The sequence below is a fragment of the Enterococcus sp. DIV0755b genome, assembly GCF_051713765.1.
Taxonomy (GTDB): domain Bacteria; phylum Bacillota; class Bacilli; order Lactobacillales; family Enterococcaceae; genus Enterococcus_C; species Enterococcus_C canintestini.
This window is the reverse complement of sequence record NZ_JBIOQN010000001.1, coordinates 2,588,006-2,612,796: the sequence shown is the minus strand read 5'-3', so window position 1 is coordinate 2,612,796 and position 24,791 is coordinate 2,588,006. Positions and strand designations below refer to the sequence as shown.

Sequence of the window (24,791 nt, the reverse complement as noted above, 5' to 3'; positions counted from 1 at the left end):
GATACCCCTCCATAAAAAAACAATTTAATTTTCTTCATCATACCATAAGATAAAAAAATACTTAGGGAAGTTTTCTCGTGTCTAAGGGAAAAGTTTAGAAGTGAAAAAAATAGTCAAATTTTTTAAATATCCTTTTTTAAAGCGATAAAATAAAAGAATGGGTAATGTAAAAAATAGTTATTGTAATACAATTTAGTAAGTTTTTGCTATGATTGAATTAGGACTTGTTTTTTGTTCATTTATCAGTATTCTTAATGAGTATGACAAAAAATATTGAAATGAAAAAGGGGGAGAAAAAGTGGCTAAATCCATCATCTCATTTAAAAATGTGACCAAACGTTACGACGATGAAGATACGGTATTAAAAAATGTCAGTTTTGAGATCGAGGAGGGCAAGTTTTATACCCTTTTAGGACCTTCTGGTTGTGGGAAAACGACAATTTTACGGATTATTGCCGGCTTTTTAGATGCTACAGAAGGAGATATCTTCTTTGACGGGCAAAAAATAAATGATGTTCCAGCAAACCAACGCCAAGTCAATACAGTTTTTCAAGACTATGCGTTATTTCCGCATATGAATGTTTTTGATAATGTGGCTTTTGGCATGAAAATAAAAAAAGTTCCCAAAGATCAGATTGAAAAACGCGTAATGGAAGCTTTACGTTTAGTTCAATTAAAAGGTTATGAAAAACGTGAAATCAGTGAAATGTCAGGGGGGCAAAGACAACGAGTAGCGATTGCTAGAGCGATTGTCAACGAACCTAAAGTTTTACTATTAGATGAACCACTATCAGCCTTGGATTTAAAATTGCGAACCGACATGCAATATGAATTACGAGAACTACAACAACGATTAGGCATTACCTTTATTTTTGTTACCCATGACCAAGAAGAGGCTTTGGCAATGAGTGATGAAATTTTTGTTATGAACCACGGTAAAATTGTTCAAAGTGGGACACCAGTTGATATTTATGATGAGCCGATCAATCATTTTGTAGCAGATTTTGTCGGGGAAAGTAATATTGTGGCAGGTACTATGATTGAAGACAATCTGGTGGAATTTGTCGGTAAAAAATTTGAATGTGTCGATAGCGGGATGCGACCAAATGAACCGGTGGAAGTAGTTTTACGCCCAGAAGATTTGTCTTTAACTTCTGTTGAAAAAGGAAAATTAATTGTAAAAGTTGATACCCAACTCTTTCGCGGTGTGCATTATGAAATTATTTGCTACGATGAGCAGCAAAATGAATGGATGGTTCATTCAACGAAAAAAGCTGTTGAAGGTAGCCAAATTGGCTTGTATTTTGAACCAGAAGATATCCATGTTATGCGCTTTAACGAATCAGAAGCTGATTTTGATGCTCGTTTAGAAAGCTATGATGAATAGGGGGAGAGACTATGACTAAATTAAGACGTTTTTATTCCGTACCCTATTATATTTGGCTGCTTCTATTTGTGATTGCTCCGGTCTTACTAATTATTTATCAATCTTTTTTTGATATGAATGGTAATTTTTCTTTATCAAATTATGAAACTTATCTTGGTTCGGGTAAGTATTTAATGATGACCTTAAATTCGGTTTGGTACGCATTTTTGATTACACTGTTTACCTTAGTGATTAGCTATCCTACTGCGTACTTTTTAACTAAGTTACAGCATAAAGATTTATGGTTGTTGTTAATTATTTTACCGACGTGGATTAATTTGTTGCTAAAAGCTTATGCCTTTATTGGTATCTTTGGTGTTCATGGCGGGATTAATAACTTTTTAGGATTATTTGGTATCGCGCCAAAACAGATTTTATTTACCGACTTTAGTTTCTTAGTAGTAGCGACTTATATTGAATTACCGTTTATGATTTTACCCATTTTCAATGCTTTAGAGGAAATTAATCCTTCGTTAGTTTTTGCTAGTCGTGATTTAGGAGCTAATAGTTTAGAAACATTTCGGCGCGTGATTTTTCCTCTTTCTTTAAATGGGGTAAAAAGCGGTGTGCAAGCAGTCTTTATCCCGTCCCTTTCTTTATTCATGTTGACGCGTCTAATTGGCGGTAATCGGGTGATTACCTTAGGGACGGCCATCGAACAACATTTCCTCGTGACCCAAAACTGGGGGATGGGTTCTACGATTGGTGTGATTTTAATTATCGCGATGTTTATCGTGATGAGCTTAACTGGGGAAAAACGTAAAGGGGGCGTCAAAAAATGAAGAAATTTCGTTGGTCGAACCTTTACCTTGTATTTGTTTTTATCATTTTGTATATTCCGATTTTTTATTTAATTTTTTATTCTTTTAACGCTGGGGAAAATATGAATAGCTTTACAGGTTTTAGTTTGCAACACTACAAAGCTGTTTTTGAAGACACACGTTTGATTATTATCGTGTTAAATACCTTTATGTTGGCTTTTTTATCAGCATTATTAGCCACCATAATTGGTACGTTTGGTGCAATGGGAATCTATTATACGAAAAAAAGACGTTGGCGTAATGCGTTTTTAAGTGCGAATAATATTTTATTAGTATCACCAGATGTCATTATTGGCGCGAGCTTTTTGATCTTATTTACACTTTTAGGTAATATTTTCAAAAACTTCAGCTTAGGCTTTTTTAGTGTTTTATTATCACATATTGCGTTTTCAATCCCGATTGTCGTTTTAATGGTTTTACCAAGATTAAAAGAAATGAATGATTCCATGATTGATGCGGCTCGCGATTTAGGGGCAAACAATTTGCAAGTATTGCAAAATATCATTTTGCCTTATTTGGCACCAGGAGTTATTGCAGGTTATTTCATGGCCTTTACGTATTCCCTTGATGATTTTGCTGTAACTTTCTTTGTGACAGGTAATGGCTTTACGACGTTATCTGTTGAAATTTATTCCCGGGCAAGACAAGGAATTAGCCTAGAGATTAATGCGTTAAGTACATTAGTGTTTATCTTTTCAATGGTCCTTGTGATTGGGTATTATTTCATCAGTAAAGATAATCGCAGTAAAAAGCAAAAGAACCGCCGCAAGAAAGTGGAGGTGCCAGAATTACGATGAAAAAATTACAATCTCTTTTTATTGGTATTATCGCTGTGATTTTAGTTTTAGTTTTTGCCGTTAATCGCTTAGAACATACTAGTGGTATGGCTGGCGCAAAAGTATTAAATATATATAACTGGGGCGATTATATTGACCCAGATCTTTTAAAGAAATTTGAAAAGGAAACTGGCTATAAAGTCAATTATGAAACTTTTGATTCAAATGAAGCGATGTTTACTAAGATACAACAAGGTGGGACTGCTTATGATATCACCATTCCAAGTGAGTATATGATTCAAAAAATGATTCAAGAAAAACTAGTTTTACCTTTAGATCATAGTAAAATCAAAGGTTTAAATAACATTCATGAAGATTTTTTGAATCAAAGTTTTGATCCTGAAAATAAATACTCTGTTCCTTATTTCTGGGGAACTTTAGGAATTGTCTACAATGACAAATTTGCCAAAGCAGATGAGTTAAAATATTGGCGAGACTTATGGAATGAGAAGTTTCGTGACAATATCATGTTAATTGATGGTGCGCGTGAAGTGATTGGCTTGGGGTTAAACAGCCTTGGTTATTCATTAAATAGTAAAAATGATGCCCAGTTAAATGCTGCGGTGAATAAATTAAAAGGATTAACGCCTAATATTAAAGCCATTGTCGCTGATGAAATCAAAATCTATATGGCCAATGAAGAAAGCATGGTTGCTGTGACTTTTTCTGGTGAAGCTGCTGATATGATAGCTGAAAATCCACATCTACATTATGTTATCCCAGCGGAAGGCTCAAATTTATGGTTTGATAATATAGTCATCCCTAAAACTGCTCAAAATAAAGCTGGAGCATATGATTTTATCAATTTTATGTTGCGTCCTGAAAATGCCGCTCAAAACGCAGAATATATCGGTTACTCCACGCCTAATAAAGCAGCTATGAAACTTCTACCTAAAGAAATTATTGAAGATAAACAGTTTTATCCTACTGATGAAATGCTTAAACATTTAGAAGTTTATCAAGATTTAGGGAAAAAATACTTGGGGATATACAATGATTTATTCTTAGAGCTTAAGATGTATCGGAAATAGGGAGAATCTACAATGGAAACGGCGTATTATCAATAATTTTTGGACATCTCCATCTACCGTTTTCGCTATTGGTTTCTCAAATTTCTCTCAAAAATTAGCTTTTTCGATGTTATTTTATTTTTTCTCTCAAAAATTTCTCTCACGTAATGTACTAGTAAGTATTTATTGTATTTAAAAATTGAAAGAATTAAAGAAGTTTTTTTGATTGTAAGACGAACCATAAAATCAATTTAATCTAGTATAACCATGGTAATAAGTATATCGTTTTTACCCAACAATTAAAAATGTTTAAACAAACAGAGTATTTTATTTTGACTGAAAACATTTAATTACTAATTAAAAGACTTTTAGTGCAGAAATGCTAGAAGTCTTTTATTCTGTTTTAATAGAAAGGAGATGCTATATCAGTTAAAAAAATAAAGCTACTAATATCTACAGTGAGTTGTACTACTAGTATCCAAAAGTATTCGTAGAAAGTCCTTCATATCGCTTAATGTTTGAAAAAGCAAAAATTGCTTACTTACTTCTAAAGTCAAGAATGGATTTTGCGTTATCGAAAAATCAAATTGACAAAGAAGGATTCGTTTATTTTGAATTTACTGGACAGAAATTTGCTTATATGATGAATTGTAGTGAACGGAAAGTAAATCGAATCAAAAAACAGTTAGGGGAAAAAGAATTATTGATATAAGTTCATACAGGATTTAATAAAATAGAAAGAAATAAAAAACGTTTATATATTTGTGAATTAGAAGCAATGGAAAGGGAAATCTATGTGTTTCGACAAAGAGATCGTGTGGCTCAAAATCTCGCTACAAGTGAATATGATAAACGATTTACTTCATCTAAAATGGCTAAAACTCTTGAAAATAGTGGACTAGACAAATGTCTAAAAAACTATAGAATCCTATTTTTGATCCTAAATTAGATACAAAGAAAAATAATCAATGAAATATGTCAATCAATTGGATAATGAAGAAGATTGTACGTGGCGTGAACAATTGGGAAAACAATATGCTCATACTTTTTGTAGAGAACAATTACTCAATTATATTGGACGTACAACAAGTAGTGTAGAAAAAGCTGCCAAAGCAATCGATATTTTCTATCAGATAAAACGAAAAGGAAAAGAGAGAAGAAGTATTACAGAAAATCCAATCGATGCACAACATTGCGGTAAATCGAAAAAGAAAGCAAGGGGAGGGGAAAGTGGCTGTAACACCCATTCACGTTTTCTTTGTAATGATTGGTGCAGTGGCAAGCATGGTGTTTATCATTAATAGGTAGGGTATGAAGTCCCCACGTCAGAAATGAAAGGCGTTTGGACTCCTCGGACCGTCACTAAAAAACGGTTCAACCACAAAACAAGAACGAAGCCAACAAACCTGTCGGCAAACAAGCAGACACGTCAACATCAGAGAAGTCGACAACCACAGAATTAGCGAACGGAAAAGATGCAAGCAATAAAATGGCGGTATGAACTCAAACAACCTAGGGTAAACGAAGATCGAGCTGGGACGAGCGACACAAATGAAGCAACAGATACTTCTGGTGGGGAGGGAAAAATCCGACTTAATCAATAGATTTGTCCAATCCAATAGAAGAGCATACTAAACCAACCACTCCAAGTCAATCGGCTGACAGCAAGCCTGTAGAAAAACCAAGCGCACCAAATTAACCCACAAAGCCAGCAACTGATACTAAAAATACGAATATAAGTGAAACGTGTCATTATGCGTTATCAACACGTCCTTATCAGAGAATCTTACCCAGACTTTGCAACAATCGGTAATAGTGGTATGTTTTTGTAAGTGTCTAGTATTTAGTTAGGATTGCAAAATAAGAATTTAGAAGTAAGAGGATAGAGAAATCTGTCCTCTTTTTTGTTGTCTAGGCGGAGCGGGAGACCAATGAAACAAGTATCCGAAATGGTCGGTTTAAAGGTTCGATTCCTTGTATTTGTATAGGAGCTAGAAATGGATTCGAAGGTAAGTTAATTGATTCTCCTTTCAACTTATCAGTATAGTTTCCGCCAAATCTTTATTGATGACTATACTGAGCCGCAGGTATTCAGATGTTCCGACATTGGCGAGTACGGGTTCGACTCCCGTTGCCTGCGTACAAAATTTTATAGGAGATTTTCCTATTTCTCTTGGCGGAAAAGATAAAAATCTGAAAGGAGACCATGACATGGCAGATATTACAGTGAATCAATTAGCTACTCAAACTTTTTATCAAATTCCCCAAATCTTTATGACACGGACAGAACGAATCAAAGATCAAACAGGAAAAGTCATCAAAAAGATTCGATATACGAGCGATTACGCCCAATTATCCAATGACGCAAAATTGGCGTACGGCGCATTGTACAATCGGTGTCAGTTATCGATTCGTTCTTACGAATCTGGAAAACATGATTTTGTTGATGAATGTGGTTCAGTTTTCTTGATTTATACTGTCGAAGAATTAATGGAGTTGTTAGATAAGTCGAATAAGACGATCACTAAGATCAAAAAAGAATTAAGACAGAAAAAACTTTTACGAGAAGAAAAGCAAGGATTAAACAAACCCAATCGACTTTATCTTCAGTTAGTTGAAGCTGATCATCAAATTATTGAAGAATACGATTCGAATAATTGCTTAATAAAACGACTTGATTATTTTGGTAATGAACTTTCTCTTCCAAATAAAAATCATTATAGAGAAACAGAAAAAACGGTTGAAACCATTGTGGGACAAGGACGTGTAAATTTTACACGTGTAGAAAATACACGTCTTGACGTGAAAAATTTACACACTAGTAATACTGAAAATAATAACGATACAAATCGATACGAGAAACCAACAAAGACTCCTCTTTCAGAAATCTCAGAAAAAGAAGCAATAAAAATGGGGGATTTTCCATTTTTTACGGAACGAACAATTGACTTACTTTCTTTTTTTGGAACAGATGCAAAAAAATGATTAATAAAATTTATGTTGCGAAACGAAAAGTAGAAAAAAAGTATGCGGATATACTAACCATTCATTTTCGTCTTTTGTCACGATTGAATGGAGAACTTTGGGCACAAGATTTAGAACACGAAGTAGAGAAATTTATTTTTAAATATCGTACCAGTTGCCATGAAGGAAAACCGATTCATGATATATTTGCTTATTTTTATCGGATGATGACTCAGTTCTGGAAATTAGTGTTGTTGGCAGAAACGGTTGTTTCTTTTTCTGAAATTGAATCTTTGAGACAAAAACTTTTAGCAAATGAATTGACAGAACGAAGTGTGATTCAAGCTATTTTTCCTGATAAATATACACTGCCACAATTGGATCAAGAGTTGATTAATTTACGTAAAATAGCGCTGGAGCGTGTGAAGGAGGAAAATAATGTTTCGAAACACGAATCGACGATGTTATAACGGGTACCATATACCACTTGAAACGATGAGATATGCCAGTTGGCCACCTACTTATGTTGAATGTGATTGCGGAAATCTAGCGAAACATATCGTGCATTATAGACGCTTGCCTTGCGGGACACCACATTTCGCTCAGACATGGATTTGGGAATGTCCAATATGTGGACAGAAATATCGTTTACCTAAAGGCTCTTTCGAGTTTGAATCGATTAAGTAGAAAGAGAATATCCAAAATGGTATAGATCAGAAATAAGCAGAGTATAACCATTTTACGGTATTAAAGCAATTGTCGAAAAAGGAGATAAAAAGTATGAGGAGAGAACAAGAGAAAATTGAAAAACCAGTTACACGAGCAAAAAATCAAAGAATTTTTCGTATGACAGACATTCAACATTTTGGTGCAGAGTGTTATTATTTCCCTGTATTTGAAACAGTTTCTATTCCGGAAGAAAAGACGCGTATCCTTCGGCGTTTACGAAAATTTCGTGTTGATGGCAAAAACGTTGTAGAATTTGAAGTATACATGGAAGGATTAGAGCGCAAACAGTATGAGAAACAAACCTTCCCGTTGAAAGCTATTTATTCAAATATCAAATGTGTAACCAATATCTATGGGAAAACAATCGCACGTCGGGTGAAACTAGGGCAACCGTTACGTTGGCTGCTTCTAAAAGGGAATCAGAGTGAAGATTAAAAAACTGAATAGACAAACAAAATACTTAATGTTCTCTTTTTCGATGTACCTTAACATCTAATCAAAGGAAACAAGGAAAGCCATTGGACACTTGGAAAATCCATGGAGAACTTAGTGATCATAGTAGACTTGGAGAGTCCGCGGCTAAAGTTAGGGCATACTCGCTAGACCTTTTTTGAACTCAACGTCGGTTCTCTTTTACGTAAGTACAACAACGAATTGGCGCGTATGAGTCCATGCTATAGGAGCTAGGAACGGAAATGAACGAAAACGATGAGGGTTTTCGGTAAACCATGGATGGCACAAGAATGAAGATTGTGGGAATTGGGACTAATGATCGGCTATAGCGCCTTATCTAATCAGAACCGCTACTAAGGGGATAAGGTTACGTACATTTGTGAAATAGAAAATCAGATCTTCAGTAATGAGGAGATCACTTAGGAAAAGTTTTTTAAAAGACTTGTTTCTAAGCGTGTGCGGTAGTACATGTAGACACTTGCCAGGATAGCAAATGATTTGCAGGAGCATTTACCGTTGTCTACTAGGGTTCTGGATCCGGACGCCATAATCCAGTCGAATACCCGTTAGGGTAGATCGAAGAAGAGAACAGAGAAAATTAATGGTTTCCATAGGACGGAAAATAGATGGATTAAAGAAGCAAGGGAGTGTTTTAATTTTTTACTGGAAGAAATTAGACTCTTCCCGATATTCGTAGGAGCCAGCATATTAGATGAATGAAAAGATAGAGTGGGAGAAAGAACATGGATATTGTAGAAAGAAGAGCGGATACGATATCAAAATAATCAGAGAAAACACGGATACCATCAGTGATAAAGAAATGCTTTTAGCAGAGCTGATAAATGATGAACTGTTGAGGGAAGACATAACTTTTAATCAAAAATTACAAATTATAAAACGAGTGATGGAATTAGTTGAAATCCAAGAGCCTCTTACGAAAGAAGAACGATTTGAAATTGTTTGGGAATATAAAAACTTGTTTTCAATCTGGACAATTAACTTAGATACAGGCAAATCAGAAATTACTTGGAAAAAAGATGAATTAGAGCGCTACTGCAACATGTATGGAGTAACGCTAAAAGAGTTCATTAATTGGAAACTTGAAGATAATTAGTCAACGAATGATAGAAATTTCAGAAAAGGTGAAGTAATGTTAAAAGCCATGAAGTTAGAAAAAATAGGTTTTAATCACTCAATAAAACAAAATAATTTCTTTGATCATGAAGGTACTTCGTGGATTGTACGGGCTATCTCTGGAAATCGAATCAAAGCCCGGTATGTGAATGTTGGTGGTATAAAAGGATTTCAACATAACTTAATTGAGGCAACAGTAGTCGCACAAAAAACTGATACGTTTTTAAATGAGACTTAAAAAATGCAGAAACGGAATACATTGGTTTGCTCTGGAGTTAAACAAACGGCCTAGCGAACAAAAATTTCTATGACACCTTGAAAACTGAATAACCAAAGAAAGTAGGCGGTAGCATGAAACGAAAATGTCGATCACCTGATGTTATTGGTAAGCGTAAAGTTTTGCGTTGGCCCGAATCAATGAAACGGTGTCGCTCACCTTAAGACCCTTGATGGGTGGTTCAATATTTTTTAACGTAAACGTTAAGTCTGTTTCATTATCAAGAGAAAGGGACGATTGAACCTGTATACCTTGTTTATTTTCCATTGTTGCTTGATTTTTATCTTTGTAAAAGACAGTGATAATTTGGCAGCTGCTTAAGTCTTCATAAGCTACGCCGAGTTGTTTTTTTAGGTCAGCACGTGTCGGCAAAGTCGTGTCTGTCTTAGATTCTTCTTTTGATTCTACTAAAACAGAAGGACTGCTGCTCGTTTTACTTTCTTTGGTTATCGTTGATTTTCCTTGAAGGGAGAAGGCGATTGCAACTAAAAGAAATACAACAACACTTCCTAAAATACCGCCTATCACTTTTTTTCTAGTTGTCATGAGATGTCTCCTTTTCATTTATCTTATCTAAATATAACAAAAAATTTTTTGGAAATAGTTGTAAAATAGTTGTAATGCAACTATTTTACGTGAAAACTATGTTTGTAAGATGAAAGAAGGGAGCATTTATGCAAAGAAAAAAATGCGGACAATAACCGTCAATCCCGAAGCAATAGATGATTTGAAGGAAATTGTCGAGTTATGGAAGCAAAAAAAGACATATGTTGGAAAATTGACACAAGGGCTTGTTACTGAGGAATTGTTCAAAGAAGAATTAAAAAGACTAAAAACTGAAAGCGAGGAAGAAAAAAATGAAAAGTAGCATTGTAAAAGGGTTAATCGTATCAAGTATTGCATTAGGTGGGTTAGTAGTCGCTGGACATGAAGCAAACGCAGCAGAATGGAAAGCCAACACGCCTGACCAAATTCAAATTGTCAACGGTCAAAAAGAATACACGATGAAACTTGGAGATACGTTATGGGCGATTGGGCAAAAAATTAATGTAAACCATGTCAAATTAGCTGAAATCAATGGTATTAACTTAAATGCTGGGGAACAGTACCGCTTACCAGTTGGACGTGTCATTAGTTTTGAAGGCAATGTAGCAACCGTTAAAGAAAGCAATGGTCAAGTAGTCAGTCAGGCAGTTATTCAAGATAAGGATAAAGTAGACGCTTCTAAACCAGCAGGAGAACCTGTTAACGGAAACCAAGCGCAAACGCCACAAAATAATGGACAAACAACTACACCAGCACAACCACAAACTGGCAACCAAGATGGTACACAAGCAACAACACCTTCTGAAAATGGAGGTACAGGTCAAACTGAAACGCCTGTGGCACCAACAGAACCAACAACGCCAGTGGAACCTACTGAACCAAGCAAACCAACGGAACCTGAAACGCCAGTAGAACCAACAGAACCTGAAAAACCTGTTACACCTGAAAAAGACACAACACCTATCAATTTAGGAAATAGTGGAATGACGTTCAATAGTCAAGCCGAAGCAATTTCCTACGGAGAATCACAAATTCGTGATGAAAAAAGCAAATGGTTTGGGTATGGATTTTCTGGAATTGAATTAGTAAATAAAGAGTATGAACAATTGGGACAATGGACGGTAGATTTCTATAACCCAGATAAAAATTAATGTGAGTTTAAAATAAGAAATAGTTAAAAAAGAAGACATTTGCTTCATGTCTTCTTTTTTGTGTATCAAATAATTTAGAAAAGGGGACATTAGATATGAATAGTAAAATTAGAAAGCATTCCTTTCTAAAAGGCATGCTTTTTGTGTTATTTGCGAATATGTTCTTGTTTGGCGGGAACACATTAGTGAATGCTGTCGAAACAAGTGATTCAGCACAGCAAACTACCCAGATAAGTAAGGAACATGTAGTTGTTCAACAGGAACAGTCTCTAGGAGATAAAACTGAGAAGCAAGTAAGCACACAAACTAATCAAGAAAATCAAATAACTGGAAATGAAAAACAAAATATTGATGCAACAATTGGTAAAGAACAAAACTCAGCAGACAGTCCAATAATTCCAAGCTGAACCGACTGTAGATGGCAAGGAAGCTGAAAAACCAGCTGAACCGACTGTAGATAGTAAGGAAGCTGAAAAACCAGCTGAACCGACTGTAGACAGTAAGGAAGCTGAAAAACCAGCTGAACCGACTGTTGTAGGCAGTAAAGAAGCTGAAAAACCAGCTGAACCGACTGTAGATAGTAAAGAAGCTGAAAAAACAGTAAAAACTACTACAGATAAAAAAGAAGTCGTTAAGTCAAGAGCAAAAAGACAAGCCTTGCCACAACAAAAATTAGATGTAAAGTGGATTGATAAAGGGATTAACTGGATTGTCTATTCCGCGAAAGACCGTGAAAACTTTACAATGGATAGATGGGCAAAATTCTATGTTAACGGAGAGGTTGCTTTCTGTCTTGAACCGAATAAAGAAGCTGCGATAGGAGCTGTTCATACTGGAGCAAATCTTGATACTTTATTTAAAGACCAAGCTTTACGGAATAAATTAACTATGATTTCTCATTTTGGTTATATTGCAAATAAAGACCAATCTGACAAGCAATATATTGCTACACAAATGCTCATTTGGGAACTGCTAGGTGCGAAGTACCATACTATTTACAATGGTTTAAATTACGAAGCTAGAAAAGCTGATATTTTGAAATCAGTAAAAGAAGCTGAACAACGAGCGTCTTTCCACAAACAAAAGAAACCAATTAAAGTTGGTGAAAAAGGTGTTTTTGTAGATACGAATAACACGTTAAGCAATGTTAAAGGTATTCGTACCCCTTCGGGTGTAAATGCAAAAATTGAAGGTAATAAATTAATTGTTACAGCTGACAAAAATGCACCAGATAATGCGACAATTCATTTAGATAGAATTACAATTGTTGGTACACCTTTAGTTTATACAAGCGGTAATGCCCAAAAAATTGGTGTGCTAAAACCTTTTGACCCGTTAGATAGCTGGTTAACTTTACAAGTAATCAAAAATGGAAATGTCAAAATCATTAAAGAAGATACTGAAACAGGAAATAAAGCCCAAGGAAAAGCAACTTTAGAAGGCGCTAAATATGGTTTGTACAAAGAAGATGAAACAAAAGTTGCAGAAGTTACCTTAAAAAATGTGAATGGTAAAGTCCAAGCCGAAGTAAAAGACTTAGACCCAATCAAGTACTATTTCCAAGAAATTCAAGCGCCTAAAGGTTACACACTATCAACTGAAAAGTTATTTGTTTCTGTACCTGCTGGAGAAACAGCGGTAATTACTGCTAAAGACCGTGTTATCAAAGGAAATATTAATGGTTACAAAGTTGGAAACAAAGAATTAGTCGCAACAACAAATTCTGATATTAAACCAAAATTAGCTGGTGTTGAATTACAAGCAAAGTCAAAAACAACAGGTAAAGTCGTGAAAACAACAACAGATAAAAATGGCTACTTTGAGTTTAAAGGTCTTGCTTATGATGACTACGAAATTTCTGAAACAAAAGGAATGGAAGGGTACAAATTAATTCAACCGTTTACTGTCACAATTGAAAAAGACGGTCAAACAATCAACTATGTTTTAGAAGATAAAATCATTGAACAAAAATTAAAAGTGGTTAAAGTAGACCAAGAAACAGGTAAAACCATTGCATTAGCTGGTACTCAATTCAAAATTTGGGATAAATTAGCAAACAATGGTCAAGGTGGCTATGTATCAATGGCATTACCGAACGATACAGAGCTTTCAGACGTATTCACAACGAATGAGAAAGGGTACTTTGTTACAACGGATACCTTAAAATACGGAAAAGACCGTTACGAGTTGCGAGAAATTAAAGCACCTGAAAAATATGTCTTAAACCCTATACCTTATGTCTTTTCGGTGACAAGCGATACAGATACGATTCAAGTAATCAATTTTGCGAACCGATTGGCCAAAGCGAATGTGGAAGTGTTTAAATACGACACCACAACCAATTTTGACCAAAAAACAGCGATTGCTGGTGTTGAATTTGACTTGTACAAAAAAGATGAAACAGGAAAGACAACGTTTGTCGGCACATTCAAAACGGATGTAGATGGCAAGATCAAGGTCAATGATTTATTAGTCGGTGATTACTTGTTTAAAGAAGTCAAACCATTGGCAGGTTACCAAGCATTAGATAAAGACGTACCATTTACTGTAACCGTTGAGAAAGATGGTACCGTGATTGCTTTAGAAGTGGAAAACAAACGAATTCCACCTGAAATTGGCACCACTGCAATGGGGAAATACACTAACCAACAAAAAGTGAACCCACTAAGCAAAGTAACCATTACTGACGCTGTCAAATACAGCAACCTGATTGTAGGGAAAACTTACACAGTTAATGGTGTTCTGATGGATAAAGAAGCGTCTATTCAAGCAGGAAAAGACGTGCCTTTGTTGGTTAATGGAAAAGAAGTTACCGCAACTAAAGTGTTTGTTGCGGAAAACCCTGACGGAACGATTTCTTTAGATTTTGTCTTTGACGCAAGCGCATTAGCTAGAAAAGAGACAGTCGTATTTGAAAATGTTTATCGTGACGGACGTTTAGTCGCTTCTCACACTGACATTCACGACAAAGGGCAAACTATTCGTGTTGTTAATCCTACGATTCATACAAAAGCAACAGGTCAAAACGGCGAAAAACAATTACAAGCTCTACCAAATCAGAAAGTGAAGGAATGGGTACAATTGAACGACTTAATTGTTGGGCAAATGTACAAATTGTTGGTACAAGGCTATATCACACCTGATGGCGTGAAATTAGATGGCACTAGTGCTGAAAAAATCTTCAAAGCCGACAAGGAAACCTTAGAATTTTTATTTGAATTTTTGGTTGACGGAAGCAAACTTGAAGGAAAAGGGTTAAGCTTTGCGGAATGGTTAGAAGCTCAAGTTGAACCTGACGAAGAAAAACCAAGTAACGAAATCGAATTTGAAGAAGTGGCGAAACACAACGTTGACTTAACAAGTGAAGAACAAACCGTGAATTTTGTTAAAGTGCCAACACCTGAAAAACCACATGTACCGAATACACCTGAAACACCAAAAGAAGTGAAAACCAGTGCAATGTTACCTAAAACGGGCGAACAAACAACATTGTCAATCGTGATGACAATGTTAGGCGTATTTGTACTTGTTACTCTAGGAGTTATCGTTTACAAGAAACGCAAAGCATAAGAACTAAAAAGAACGCTGACTAATAATAAGTTGGCGTTCTTTTTTTATTCTAGGAAAAGGACGGAAAAATATGGAAGCAACTCTACTAAGACAAGAAAGGTTTGACGTTATGAGAGAAATCGCAATCCAAGAGAAAGACCTTGCTTTGCAATGGCGTGGCGGCAAAGGACAATTATTGTACGTCAAACTGAAAAAAGCCAAAACACTAGAAGCAAGAGTAAACAACATTATTACACCAAAGAATATTCATGAAGTCGATACAATCAAAATTATACGAAATAATCGGACGTTCAATGTCAAAGTAGCTACAGAAAAAACAACCTATCGTCGTTCGTTTAGTGGAAAATATGACGCACCTGTTTTTTACATTGAAACGCCAATTACAAAAGCAGAGTACGAACGTATTTTCAATTCAAAATAAACGAATATAAAGGAGGAAATCGAATGATTATTTTATCAGGAATCTTTCTACTTGTTGTAGGTGGCGTTGGGGGTTACCAGCTTGCCGGTTTTCCTAAGTGGGTAGAAATGCAGCAAAATAGAGCCATTCAAAATCATTTTCATGTGAAAGCCAATGAGTATACGTACTTTGTAGAAGGGATAGAAGACGGCTTTATTTTATCACTACAAGACACCGAGTATCGTATTAAATTTTCGAGCAATAAACCGTTAAAAGTGGTTTATGTTGAAGAACTTGCACCTGTGGAAGGGTGATAAACATGTGGATTGAATTTTCAACGGAGGAACAAAATCGGTCAGTCGTTGATTTACCAATGAAACAACGGCTTCCTTTGGTACAAGGAATTCCGTTATTAGAAGAGACCAGTCGAGAGCTTTTGGCAATCCATCAACAAGTAGTGATTGATTATTGTATTTATAACGAGAAAAACCAAGATTTAGCGACGCTTGAAGCGACATTAACATTGCCTGTAGAGGGTCAAACGATTGTCGAAGCCATTCAAGCACCTGTACGGGATAATGAGGAGGTTGATTCTGAAGACGCAAGAGCATTTCTTGCATTATTTGAAAAAAGTTTACCTAAAGATAAGCGAACACAAGGAACAAAAAAAAGGAAAACGGAAACGAACACAGAAAAAAACGCAGCTAGTAAGGAAAAAATCATTCAAGTTCCTTACACAGAGGGAAGAATGACTGTCAAATTTGCGACGTTTCTTAAAGTTATGTTTCTATTTTTCTTACTGCTAGCAGGATTTTATCTTGGAAAATCTGTTCAATCAGAACCCAAGATTCCAAGTGAAGTGAGCGAACAATTGAACAACTTGGAAAAACAAGTCCAGCAACAAACAAAAATTGATACATTCAGCCGTTTCTTTTTATCTAATTATTACACTGGAACAAAAGAAGATGACAAAGTACAAGAGAAAATCAAGCGTTTTGTTGACAAAGAAGCATTGAAAGAATTTCAAGGAACAGAGGAACAAATCAAAAGTATTTTGCCTTGGGAAGTCAAGCGTGATGGTTCGACTTGGCTAGTTTCTTACGTAATTAATCTACAAGATAGCCAAGAAAAAACAACTACTCAGCAAGTGACATTTTCCATTAAGGAACAAGAGAAACAATACAGAGTAATGACAGTACCCAAAGAAGAATCTTTTGAAATCAATCAATAAACCCAAAATTTTAGGAGGAATTTTCATGAAAAAAATGATTTTAACCAGTTTATTTAGTGCAACCCTTTTATTCGGTTCAGTTGGAACCACAGTATTTGCAGACGAATTAGTCCCTACTGATTCAAGTACGCCACCAATTGAAGTGCCGACAGACCCTAGTACGCCCGTTGACCCGACGGAACCAACAACGCCTGTCGACCCACCTGTTGATCCCGTTGAACCACCTGTCACACCAACAGACCCAACAGACCCAGTGGAACCAACAGACCCTACAGAGCCAACAGAGCCGAGCGAACCCGAAAAACCAACGGAACCAAGTAAACCTGTTGAACCTGAAAAGCCAGTCACACCAAGTAAACCAACGGAGCCTGAAAAACCAGCGAAACCTACACAATCTGACAAACCAGTAGATGTCGTTGTGACACCAAACGGAGAAATTAGTCACGGTGGGAATACTAGTCAACAGCCAACCGTACCCATTGAAACGAGTAATGTCAATGAAATCACCCATGTACCAACACCCAACACACCTATTACAACGTCAAACGGTGAATCAATTGTTGCCGTTCTTGATGGTACACCATTAAAACAAACAGAAGAAGGATTGAAACCCATTCAATCTGATTTTAAAGTGCTGCCTAGTGGAAACGTTGAAGTAAAAGGAAATGATGGGAAATTAAAAGTATTGCCAAAAACAGGGGAAGAAATGAATGTCTTTTTATCTGCCGCAGGCGGTATCTTATCTCTAGTATCTGGTTTTATCTTCTTTAAAAAACGTCAATCAATGAACAATGGATAATTCATAAGGAAGGAGCAGCGAGCCATGGGAAAGAAAAAACTCGTCTTTGGCTGTTTCCTTTTTTTACTCCCTTTTTTCTTGTTAATAGGGAGTGTCTTTTTGACCATATTAATGATTAGTGGGGGGTCAATGAGTAATAACTCAGACTGTATTACACCTAGTATGGACAACCCAGCTGACGGAACCACTATTCCCCAATCAATTGATGAATTTGTAAAAAGTCATAAAGACGCCTACATTCTTTCGTGGAAGGCAGGCGGCTTTTTACCGTCTGCCAGCATTGCGCAAACCATGGTAGAAAATGGCTTTAACTTTACGAATCCTTCGGGAACGTCATTTTGGCAAGCACACAACATGGGCGGAGTAAAAACGTCTAAAATTGATGATTTCCCACTTACTTTGGCAACGTTTGGACGTGATTCTGTTGACATTACAGGAACAAAAGCGGGAACAAATGTCGGTGATAACACAGGCGGTGCTTACACGTGGTTTAAAGATTATAATGCAGGCATTGTCGGCAAAGCGGAATTCATGGCACACCAAAGTCTTTACACAGGTGCTATCAATAATACTGATGGCTTAGGAACGCTCACGGCTATTTATCATGGTGGTTGGGCGACTGACCCAACCTATCTTATGAAACTAACAACAACCTACAACAATTTAGGTAGAAAGTTTCAATGGTTAGACCAAGAAGCGATTCAAAAACACGGGGCTGCACCTTACAAGAAAAAGGACGAAATACCTGGTATTGTTGATAACCTACCTAAGAACAACGGAGAACAAGCAGACGGTCAATCTAGCAACTGTGTTGTGGTTTCTGAACCGTCGGAACAGGTCACGGGAGAAAATTCCGCACCAACATTAGATGTTCCAGCGGAATACAAAGGGAAATTAACTCTGCCACCCCCCGATAATAAAAATTATGCAGGGAACAGTTATCCATTTGGACAATGTACGTGGGGGGCTTTTAATCGAATGGCACAAATTGGACGCCCAATTGAGTGGTTTTCAGGTGACGGTGGGAATGGTGGCTCTTGGGGCGCTTCTGCACGCGCAAAAGGATACACCGTGGTGAAAGGGAAGCCTACTGTTGGTTGGGCTGCTAGTTTCTATGGCGGTTTAGCGGGGTCTACGCCCCCTTATGGACATGTCGCCGTCGTGGAATATGTCAATCCAGACGGTAGTATGTTGGTTAGTGAAACCAATGTCGTAAGTAGTGGTTCTGGGACACGTTCTTGGCGAGTGATTAACAAAGAAACGGTCGCACAAACGGCATTCATTCAAGGAAAAGGAGGATAGTGTCTATGGGCAACTATGATTTTATTAGCAAAATTCTATGTCCCGTATTGCTGGTCATACTTGTTTTAGGTGGCTTTTGGGTGGTGTCTGAAAGGCAAGAACAGGGAAGGGAAATTCAACGGTACCAACAAGAGTTAGCTAAGCAAAAAGAAACGCTTGTTGAGAATGAACAACGCTTAGAAAAATTTTCTAAGCAAACAGAAACCGCACCAAAAGAAACAAACAACGAAGGACTGATTACTGCCACGAGTCAGCTGTTTTCAGCTGTTTTTGACTATCATTCAGACCGTGAAAAAGAAAGCGTCAAAGCAAGAAAGGAACAAGCAAGCGCCTATGCGAACCAACAAGCATTAAATGGGCTTTTTCCAAAAGACGCAGAGACTATTCCCCCTTCGGTCACAACGGTTTCACGTTTAGAAAGAGAGCCAGAAGTCTATGTCATGGCGTCTGAAAAGCAGGAGATTAAAGCGTTAGTCATGGTTGAATATTCCGTAACGATTGCTGGTAGCAACGCGCAAAAAGGCACCTTTATGTATAAAGTATCGTTTGACCCTACAGCCAAACAATTTACTTCTGTTAAGAATTTAGGTGAAATCCATGTCCCTTAGAGGTAGAAGGGGTTATCTTCTTTTAGGAATAAGCACTTGTTTTCTGCTAGGAATTTTTTGGCTTGTGGTTTCTACAATACAGACAAATCAAGCCATTCAGCAACAAGAACTTGACCGAAGGGTTGTAACGATTGCCACAAATGAAGAACGGGCGCTTGTGTTCTACAAAGATGATTGTTCCGATTGTCAAAAGATTTTTCCCGAATTGTACAAGGAAAATTTAGCCCATGATAATCTGCTGTTTATTAATTTAAATCAACCAAAAAATAAAGGGTACATTGCCAAGTATCAGTTAGAAACTGTTCCGACCATTGTAACGCCAAAAGGCAGATACGCAGGGACAGACACGAAGAAGATACAACAATTACTAGAATAATAATCTATACGAAGGAGTGAGTTCTATTGCACGAAGAAATCAATCCGTCAGAACGACGAGAACAACCGAAAGAAACAATCGCAACGACGTATGCGTACCAACGTCCAGCGATTCAAGCAGCGCTTTTTGTTTTGTGGCGGATTCATAACAAAGCGTATCAAGCAGGCGCTCGGTTGTTTTATGAAGAAATTCACCAACACATTCACACGACAAAAGGGGCATACAAAGAAGCCTTAGCTTTTTTAGAAGGGGCAAGCGTCGTGGTGAATGAAGTCGTGGTGGAAAATAAAGTCCCAACGGTACTAATTCAACGCTACGGAATTCTTGAACATGACTGAACGAAAACCCGTATTCAATCCGCAAACAGTGACCAGTAAAAAAAGGTTGCAAAAAAAAGGGCAGTCAAAAAATAAAGGGTTGGCATTGTTTCAACGAAAAAAAAAGCCAGACCCAAGTACACGAACGATACGCTTTGCGCCACGAACCGCACAAAGTGTCGTATCGTTCATGTTTTTTAGCTTCTTTTTGGTGATGTGCGTGGTTGTTTTAATGACCTTTGGTCGAGTAGATACCTTGTCAAGAATTGCTATGAGTAAGCAAGTGAATAAAGAAGAGTTGGTCACAAACGTCAATAATGCCTTAAAGGACACCGAACAATTACGCTATGAGGGCATGAAGTTAGCGGACCGATTATTTACGATTTCTCACAAAGACAATGGGAAAAAGTATTGGGAAGAACAGCTGGCACCTTTTTTGGCAACAGGTTTGAATCCTAATGATTTAGGCTTTAGCACGACAAGTGTTGACCGAATCGCTCGGAACGTTCGTTTTATTAAGATGGACACGATTGACGAAAAAGAAGCCCTGTATCGTTTATATTATGATGTTCGTTTTACAGAAGGTGATACGTGGCAGCAAGTACAGGTGATTCTTCCAGTGAGCTATGAAGGGCAAGAAATGAAACTGATTGACTGCCCCGCATTTACGAATCTTGCGACAACAGAAGAAAAAAACACAAGTATCTACCAAGAAAATCGCTTTATGCCAAAAGGAAAAGACGTTACAGAGGAAGAAAAAGAGAAACTGACAGAATTTGTCCAACGATTTTTTGAATTGTATGTGACCAATGATGAAAAACTCGCGTTAATTGCCAATGTTCAAGGGTTAGGAAAGGCAAAACTAGTGACAGTCGAACCAAAAAAAGTGCTAAAAACAGACAATGGGCATTACTATGTTCAAGGCGTTTACACGTTCGCTTTTGATGAAAGGAACCCATTCACGTCTAATTTTACGTTAGAAATTCAATCCACCAAAGAAAGTTATTATGTAACGAAAATGAATGGAGAGTGACATGATGTTTGATTTAAAACCCATTTGGGATAATTTATCCCAACAAGTGATTATTTTATTGGCGATTGTTGCCTTGTTTTTGATTGTGGTAGGACTTGTGACACAAGGATTCGCCCGCACCATTGCGCTAGTATTAGGCGTATTGGTGTTAATCGCTTTGATTTTAATGTTGTCTGACGCAGAAAAAATAGGAAATTGGATTAAGGATAAGGTGTTTAACCCTAGTGCAGGTGTTATTCTACCACTGAAAGGAAGGATCGATGTATGGAGTACAACTATACAAGAGAATTTAAACAGCCTATCAAGATTTATTCCATAAAGGGCCATGCCATTCCACTGGCCCCGAATGGCGTACGGTTGGAACATCTCGTTGTCGGTGGTGTGTTTCTCTTTCTAACCTTGCTGATTTGGTTATTAGGCTTTATTGCTAAAGTGTCCTTTATCCAATCCCTTTTTACAAATTATTGGTTAATCGTGATTGCAAGCGTGGGCGTCCTTGTTTGGACGCTCTTTTCATTGAAGTGGGACAACAAGAATTTTATTGATTACATTCTAGGACGAGGAAGCTACGTTCTACAGAAAAAAAAGCGGTACGAGCATGAGTTGTTCGTACCGTTTTTCCATGAAAAAGTCACCTACCAAGTCAAAAAGAAATGAGGTGATGGGGTGGCACTAAAAAAGAAGGAACCTCGATTAGCTTTTCCAGTGGAAGCAATGACAGAGAACTTTGTTTTTACAGAAACACAAGAAGTTTGGGTAGGCTACAAAATCGCCCACCAAGTTTTTCCTTTAAATGATTTAGATTTTTTTAAGGAGTACATTGAAGATGGGGAGGGAATCTTTGAACATGACAATTACGAATATCATTTAATGAATATTCCTGAATACTTTGACTTAGAAGACCATGTAGAAGAAACCATTGACAAACTCGTACGAGGAAGTTTTTCAGACCTTGGGGAAACTTATTTTCGACAAGCAGGAGAAATTTTGCAGGACGAAGTACAAATGAACCAGTACAACACGTATTTATTTGTCCGTTTTACTACACCTATTCAAGTAGCCAACCCTTTAGAATACGTTGAATTGTTTAAAGATATGTGTGGACGATTGATTCACCGTTTGACAGGGCAAAAAGTGCCAAGAAGTGTCCTGTTATCAACGTTTCGCAAAGCAGAAAAACAATTGTACAATGACTTAGCGAATTACAAACAAATCGAACGTTTAGATACAAAAACAATGGGGCGTCTTTTTTATTATTTCTTCCACCGTGCAAATACACGCTTACCACAACGTGAATTACTTGTAGAAGAAATGACCGAAGGGGTGATTGAAAATCATAGTGGTTATCTAACCGTCGAACAGTTAGGGAAGACCCATTATCTCTCTTTTCTAACATTAACGGACGTTCCTACGAGTATGTTTGGCAGCGCATTTGTTCAAAATTTACAGGATAGCTTGTCTTCGCCTATTGAAACACATGTACGAGTGACATTTGACCATGAGGATAAAGACCGTCGACACGTGCATAAAATGAGGAAGCGGATTTTTGAACAGGACAAAGACCAAGAAACCGTTGACGGCATTTTAGATGATGATGAGGTCGTATTGTTCGGGGAAGAACGGTTGAGAGACCTTAATGAGCGATTAAAAAGCAAAGAACGTCGCTTGTGTCGCATGACAATTACGTTTGTATTAGCGGCAGAAAGCAAAAAAGAGCTAGAAGAACGAATCAAAGAAGTAGAATTTGTTCTTGATGGTACAGCTTACAAGGTCTATCGCCCACTTGTTGACCAACTAACCCTTTTCAATCAATGCTTAATCGGCAGTGTCAGCAAATTTAAGAGCTATGAACAAGTGGTTACCACAGGATATGTGGCTGATTTTGGACTTGACCTTGAAAAAGAGGTGGGGAATCGCTATGGTATGCCACTTGGTCGAGTGATTACAGCGAAGAAGTTTAAATCCGTTCAACATGCGTTATCGTTATCTAGTAAAATCATTTGGTTTTTCCCGAATTTAACGAAACGAGCCATTGAAGGCGCCCAACATACTAACGGAAATACGTTGATTATTGGTCCGCCGGGTCAGGGAAAATCCGTATTGGTGAAATACATTTTCTTGTGGCTCACTTTTTTAGGGCAAAAAATCCTTTACGTTGACCCCAAAAATGAAACAGAAAAATTTTTCCGAAAAGCATTAGAAAAATTTGGATATATTCCTGAATTTAAAGCGTTGTTTGAGCGAATTAATTTTATTTCACTATCAAAAGAAGAAAAATATCGAGGAATGCTTGACCCATTATTGTTTTTACCAAGGGAAGAAGCAATCGAAACTGCACGAACCGTTTTAGAAAACTTTGGACAAGTGGACAAAGATAGCCATACGTCAAACGATAAGAAAACGTTGATTTTAGAATCAGTGGAGGCGGTCATGAATGGCAGAGGAAAGAAGCACTTGAGCAAAGTGATTGAGGTCATTCGAGAAAAAGACGAGAAACTGGCTAAATTAATTTCAGGTCACAATGTCGGGTTAGGAAAAATACTTTTAGGGAACGATTACAGCGAGCCAATTCGCTTTGAAAATCAAATCAATGTATTAGGTACCCAAGGGCTACAAATCCCCACACAGGACGAAATAGCTGCCAATAAGTTAAAAAACGAGCAAATTGCAGGTATGTCGATTATGGAAGTCATAATGAAAATGACCTACATTTTCTCTACGGATAAAGACGAGGACGCAGCCATTATCTTTGATGAAGCCAAAGGATTTGAAGATACTTCCCAAGGACGATTCTTAATTGAAGACAGCTTGCGTAAGGGACGTGCGAACATGACGGATATATACCTTGTCACTCAAGCGTTTATGGATTATGATAGAGAAGACAAGAAGGAATTGTTATCGTATAAGTTCGCCTTTCGTCCCAATCAAAAAGAAGCACAAGAAAAAGTGTTACACTTCTTTGGTATGGAACCTAATAGCGCCAACGTTCAGCTAATGAATGAACTAAAATCAGGGACGTGTCTTTTCCAAGACCACAGAGGACGGAATCAACCGATTGCCATTGATGTGTTATTTGATAGCTGGCTACTTGCGATTTCTTCTACCAATAAAGAAGACGAAGCGACCCAAGTGGCGCTGGCATTAGAACAAAGTTCCTAGAACTATTTAAAGAAATATGATATACTAGGGGTGCAAAGATGGGTCATTTTGTACACGAAGCCCCTAGAGAGGTCGGAGTCTCTAGGGGCTTTTTTGTGGGCTGATGTCGCCTTCAATGGTTTTACTTCTTGTTTCGTTTATTCAGCCAATACTCGAATAAGGCAATGAGTATGCCGACAAGAAGGGGGCAAAGAAAATCTTGGGTCATTTTGTACACCTCCTTCCAGTCGCAAGACTGTCGGATAGGCGACAGCTTATTATACCGTAAAAATAGTTGAAAAAGGAGTGAACGAAGTGAAAAAAATACTTCCTTGGATTATTGGATTTTTAGGTATCTTAATTTTAACTGGTTGTGGAGGAAACTCTATTAAAGATACATTGACTGCTGATGGTGGAAAATGGAAATTAAAATACAATGATTTTGAAAGTGATAAGATGAAATTTTACGAAGATGGAAACATTGAGTTTTTAGTAGCAGGGCAGGTCGCTAAGACTGGCACCTATGAAGTCAAAGAAAAAGAAAAGCGAATCGTAATTTCATTACCCCAAAAGAAAAAAATTTTTAATGATATTGAGATTAAAAACGGGGATATATCTCTTGAATATGGAGATAAGAAACTCACAATGAAAAAAGAAGAATAAGAGGTGA

28 protein-coding genes and 1 pseudogene are annotated in these 24,791 nt (G+C 37.1%); 27 read left to right on the top strand and 2 right to left on the bottom strand.

Annotated elements, in window-relative coordinates; translation table 11 throughout:
• The first annotated feature begins 298 nt into the window (after nt 1–298).
• The 11 genes and pseudogenes from IGI65_RS12635 to IGI65_RS12585 all read left to right on the top strand — a co-directional run bounded on the left by IGI65_RS12635 (nt 299) and on the right by IGI65_RS12585 (nt 9,611).
• On the top strand, nt 299–1,387 hold the full coding sequence (locus IGI65_RS12635) for an ABC transporter ATP-binding protein (protein ID WP_071865388.1): 1,089 nt from the start codon (nt 299–301) through the stop codon (nt 1,385–1,387).
• 11 nt (nt 1,388–1,398) lie between these two features.
• Nucleotides 1,399–2,208: an ABC transporter permease gene (locus tag IGI65_RS12630; protein WP_071865387.1), complete on the top strand. Its 810-nt coding sequence runs from the start codon at nt 1,399–1,401 to the stop codon at nt 2,206–2,208.
• Complete coding sequence (locus IGI65_RS12625) at nt 2,205–3,044, top strand: ABC transporter permease (RefSeq protein WP_412256952.1); 840 nt, start codon at nt 2,205–2,207, stop codon at nt 3,042–3,044. The genes IGI65_RS12630 and IGI65_RS12625 overlap by 4 nt, the downstream gene beginning before the upstream one ends.
• Nucleotides 3,041–4,114: an ABC transporter substrate-binding protein gene (locus IGI65_RS12620; protein ID WP_438774255.1), complete on the top strand. Its 1,074-nt coding sequence runs from the start codon at nt 3,041–3,043 to the stop codon at nt 4,112–4,114. The genes IGI65_RS12625 and IGI65_RS12620 overlap by 4 nt, the downstream gene beginning before the upstream one ends.
• Before the next feature lie 469 nt (nt 4,115–4,583).
• Nucleotides 4,584–4,805 (top strand): annotated as a pseudogene (locus IGI65_RS12615) (replication initiator protein A); the annotation flags it as partial.
• A 256-nt stretch (nt 4,806–5,061) separates the two neighbouring features.
• Complete coding sequence (locus tag IGI65_RS12610) at nt 5,062–5,394, top strand: hypothetical protein (protein ID WP_412256956.1); 333 nt, start codon at nt 5,062–5,064, stop codon at nt 5,392–5,394.
• 910 nt (nt 5,395–6,304) lie between these two features.
• A complete protein-coding gene (locus IGI65_RS12605; protein WP_412256959.1) occupies nt 6,305–7,078 on the top strand; it encodes a replication initiator protein A in 774 nt (257 codons plus the stop codon).
• The gene (locus IGI65_RS12600; protein ID WP_412256960.1) at nt 7,075–7,527 is read left to right on the top strand and encodes a hypothetical protein; all 453 of its coding nucleotides are present in this window, start codon (nt 7,075–7,077) and stop codon (nt 7,525–7,527) included. Before IGI65_RS12605 ends, IGI65_RS12600 begins: the two co-directional genes overlap by 4 nt.
• A gap of 310 nt (nt 7,528–7,837) precedes the next feature.
• A complete protein-coding gene (locus IGI65_RS12595; RefSeq protein ID WP_438774254.1) occupies nt 7,838–8,221 on the top strand; it encodes a hypothetical protein in 384 nt (127 codons plus the stop codon).
• Between the two features lie 730 nt (nt 8,222–8,951).
• On the top strand, nt 8,952–9,353 hold the full coding sequence (locus tag IGI65_RS12590) for a hypothetical protein (RefSeq protein WP_412256963.1): 402 nt from the start codon (nt 8,952–8,954) through the stop codon (nt 9,351–9,353).
• A gap of 36 nt (nt 9,354–9,389) precedes the next feature.
• Nucleotides 9,390–9,611, top strand: a complete 222-nt coding sequence (locus IGI65_RS12585; RefSeq protein WP_010746403.1) for a hypothetical protein — start codon at nt 9,390–9,392, stop codon at nt 9,609–9,611.
• A gap of 141 nt (nt 9,612–9,752) precedes the next feature.
• On the opposite strand, the gene IGI65_RS12580 is transcribed toward IGI65_RS12585, so the two are convergent.
• Nucleotides 9,753–10,196: a hypothetical protein gene (locus IGI65_RS12580; protein ID WP_412256965.1), complete on the bottom strand. Its 444-nt coding sequence runs from the start codon at nt 10,194–10,196 to the stop codon at nt 9,753–9,755.
• Nucleotides 10,197–10,507: 311 nt separating this feature from the next.
• Here IGI65_RS12580 and IGI65_RS12575 point away from each other — a divergent pair, with 311 nt between their 5' ends.
• The 15 genes from IGI65_RS12575 to IGI65_RS12505 all read left to right on the top strand — a co-directional run bounded on the left by IGI65_RS12575 (nt 10,508) and on the right by IGI65_RS12505 (nt 24,142).
• Nucleotides 10,508–11,347, top strand: coding sequence for a LysM peptidoglycan-binding domain-containing protein (locus tag IGI65_RS12575; RefSeq protein WP_412256968.1), 840 nt, complete (start codon nt 10,508–10,510; stop codon nt 11,345–11,347).
• A gap of 95 nt (nt 11,348–11,442) precedes the next feature.
• Nucleotides 11,443–11,754 (top strand): hypothetical protein, encoded by a 312-nt coding sequence (locus IGI65_RS12570; protein ID WP_438774253.1) that lies wholly within the window; start codon nt 11,443–11,445, stop codon nt 11,752–11,754.
• Between the two features lie 250 nt (nt 11,755–12,004).
• Nucleotides 12,005–14,917, top strand: coding sequence for a SpaA isopeptide-forming pilin-related protein (locus IGI65_RS12565; protein ID WP_438774252.1), 2,913 nt, complete (start codon nt 12,005–12,007; stop codon nt 14,915–14,917).
• 70 nt (nt 14,918–14,987) lie between these two features.
• Nucleotides 14,988–15,338 carry a PrgU family protein gene (locus IGI65_RS12560; protein ID WP_010746399.1) on the top strand — a complete coding sequence of 117 codons (351 nt, stop codon included), beginning with the start codon at nt 14,988–14,990 and terminating at the stop codon, nt 15,336–15,338.
• 23 nt (nt 15,339–15,361) lie between these two features.
• Nucleotides 15,362–15,631: a hypothetical protein gene (locus IGI65_RS12555; RefSeq protein ID WP_067396283.1), complete on the top strand. Its 270-nt coding sequence runs from the start codon at nt 15,362–15,364 to the stop codon at nt 15,629–15,631.
• Between the two features lie 5 nt (nt 15,632–15,636).
• Nucleotides 15,637–16,548, top strand: coding sequence for a hypothetical protein (locus IGI65_RS12550; RefSeq protein WP_438774251.1), 912 nt, complete (start codon nt 15,637–15,639; stop codon nt 16,546–16,548).
• Between the two features lie 25 nt (nt 16,549–16,573).
• On the top strand, nt 16,574–17,347 hold the full coding sequence (locus IGI65_RS12545) for an LPXTG cell wall anchor domain-containing protein (RefSeq protein ID WP_438774250.1): 774 nt from the start codon (nt 16,574–16,576) through the stop codon (nt 17,345–17,347).
• A gap of 24 nt (nt 17,348–17,371) precedes the next feature.
• Nucleotides 17,372–18,649 carry a CHAP domain-containing protein gene (locus IGI65_RS12540; RefSeq protein ID WP_438774249.1) on the top strand — a complete coding sequence of 426 codons (1,278 nt, stop codon included), beginning with the start codon at nt 17,372–17,374 and terminating at the stop codon, nt 18,647–18,649.
• A 5-nt stretch (nt 18,650–18,654) separates the two neighbouring features.
• The gene (locus IGI65_RS12535) at nt 18,655–19,257 is read left to right on the top strand and encodes a hypothetical protein (protein WP_438774248.1); all 603 of its coding nucleotides are present in this window, start codon (nt 18,655–18,657) and stop codon (nt 19,255–19,257) included.
• A 64-nt stretch (nt 19,258–19,321) separates the two neighbouring features.
• The gene (locus IGI65_RS12530; RefSeq protein ID WP_082703304.1) at nt 19,322–19,633 is read left to right on the top strand and encodes a thioredoxin family protein; all 312 of its coding nucleotides are present in this window, start codon (nt 19,322–19,324) and stop codon (nt 19,631–19,633) included.
• 26 nt (nt 19,634–19,659) lie between these two features.
• Nucleotides 19,660–19,971: a hypothetical protein gene (locus tag IGI65_RS12525; RefSeq protein ID WP_067395700.1), complete on the top strand. Its 312-nt coding sequence runs from the start codon at nt 19,660–19,662 to the stop codon at nt 19,969–19,971.
• Complete coding sequence (locus IGI65_RS12520) at nt 19,964–20,983, top strand: conjugal transfer protein (protein WP_438774247.1); 1,020 nt, start codon at nt 19,964–19,966, stop codon at nt 20,981–20,983. The genes IGI65_RS12525 and IGI65_RS12520 overlap by 8 nt, the downstream gene beginning before the upstream one ends.
• A 1-nt stretch (nt 20,984) precedes the next feature.
• Complete coding sequence (locus tag IGI65_RS12515; protein WP_245631223.1) at nt 20,985–21,302, top strand: hypothetical protein; 318 nt, start codon at nt 20,985–20,987, stop codon at nt 21,300–21,302.
• Nucleotides 21,248–21,640, top strand: a complete 393-nt coding sequence (locus IGI65_RS12510; RefSeq protein WP_033646611.1) for a TcpE family conjugal transfer membrane protein — start codon at nt 21,248–21,250, stop codon at nt 21,638–21,640. The genes IGI65_RS12515 and IGI65_RS12510 overlap by 55 nt, the downstream gene beginning before the upstream one ends.
• A gap of 9 nt (nt 21,641–21,649) precedes the next feature.
• A complete protein-coding gene (locus IGI65_RS12505) occupies nt 21,650–24,142 on the top strand; it encodes an ATP-binding protein (RefSeq protein ID WP_010746387.1) in 2,493 nt (830 codons plus the stop codon).
• A 121-nt stretch (nt 24,143–24,263) separates the two neighbouring features.
• Here IGI65_RS12505 and IGI65_RS12500 read toward each other — a convergent pair whose 3' ends face one another.
• A complete protein-coding gene (locus IGI65_RS12500) occupies nt 24,264–24,350 on the bottom strand; it encodes a type I toxin-antitoxin system Fst family toxin (protein ID WP_412257029.1) in 87 nt (28 codons plus the stop codon).
• Nucleotides 24,351–24,436: 86 nt separating this feature from the next.
• Here IGI65_RS12500 and IGI65_RS12495 point away from each other — a divergent pair, with 86 nt between their 5' ends.
• Complete coding sequence (locus IGI65_RS12495) at nt 24,437–24,784, top strand: hypothetical protein (RefSeq protein WP_412256985.1); 348 nt, start codon at nt 24,437–24,439, stop codon at nt 24,782–24,784.
• Nucleotides 24,785–24,791: the final 7 nt, after the last annotated feature.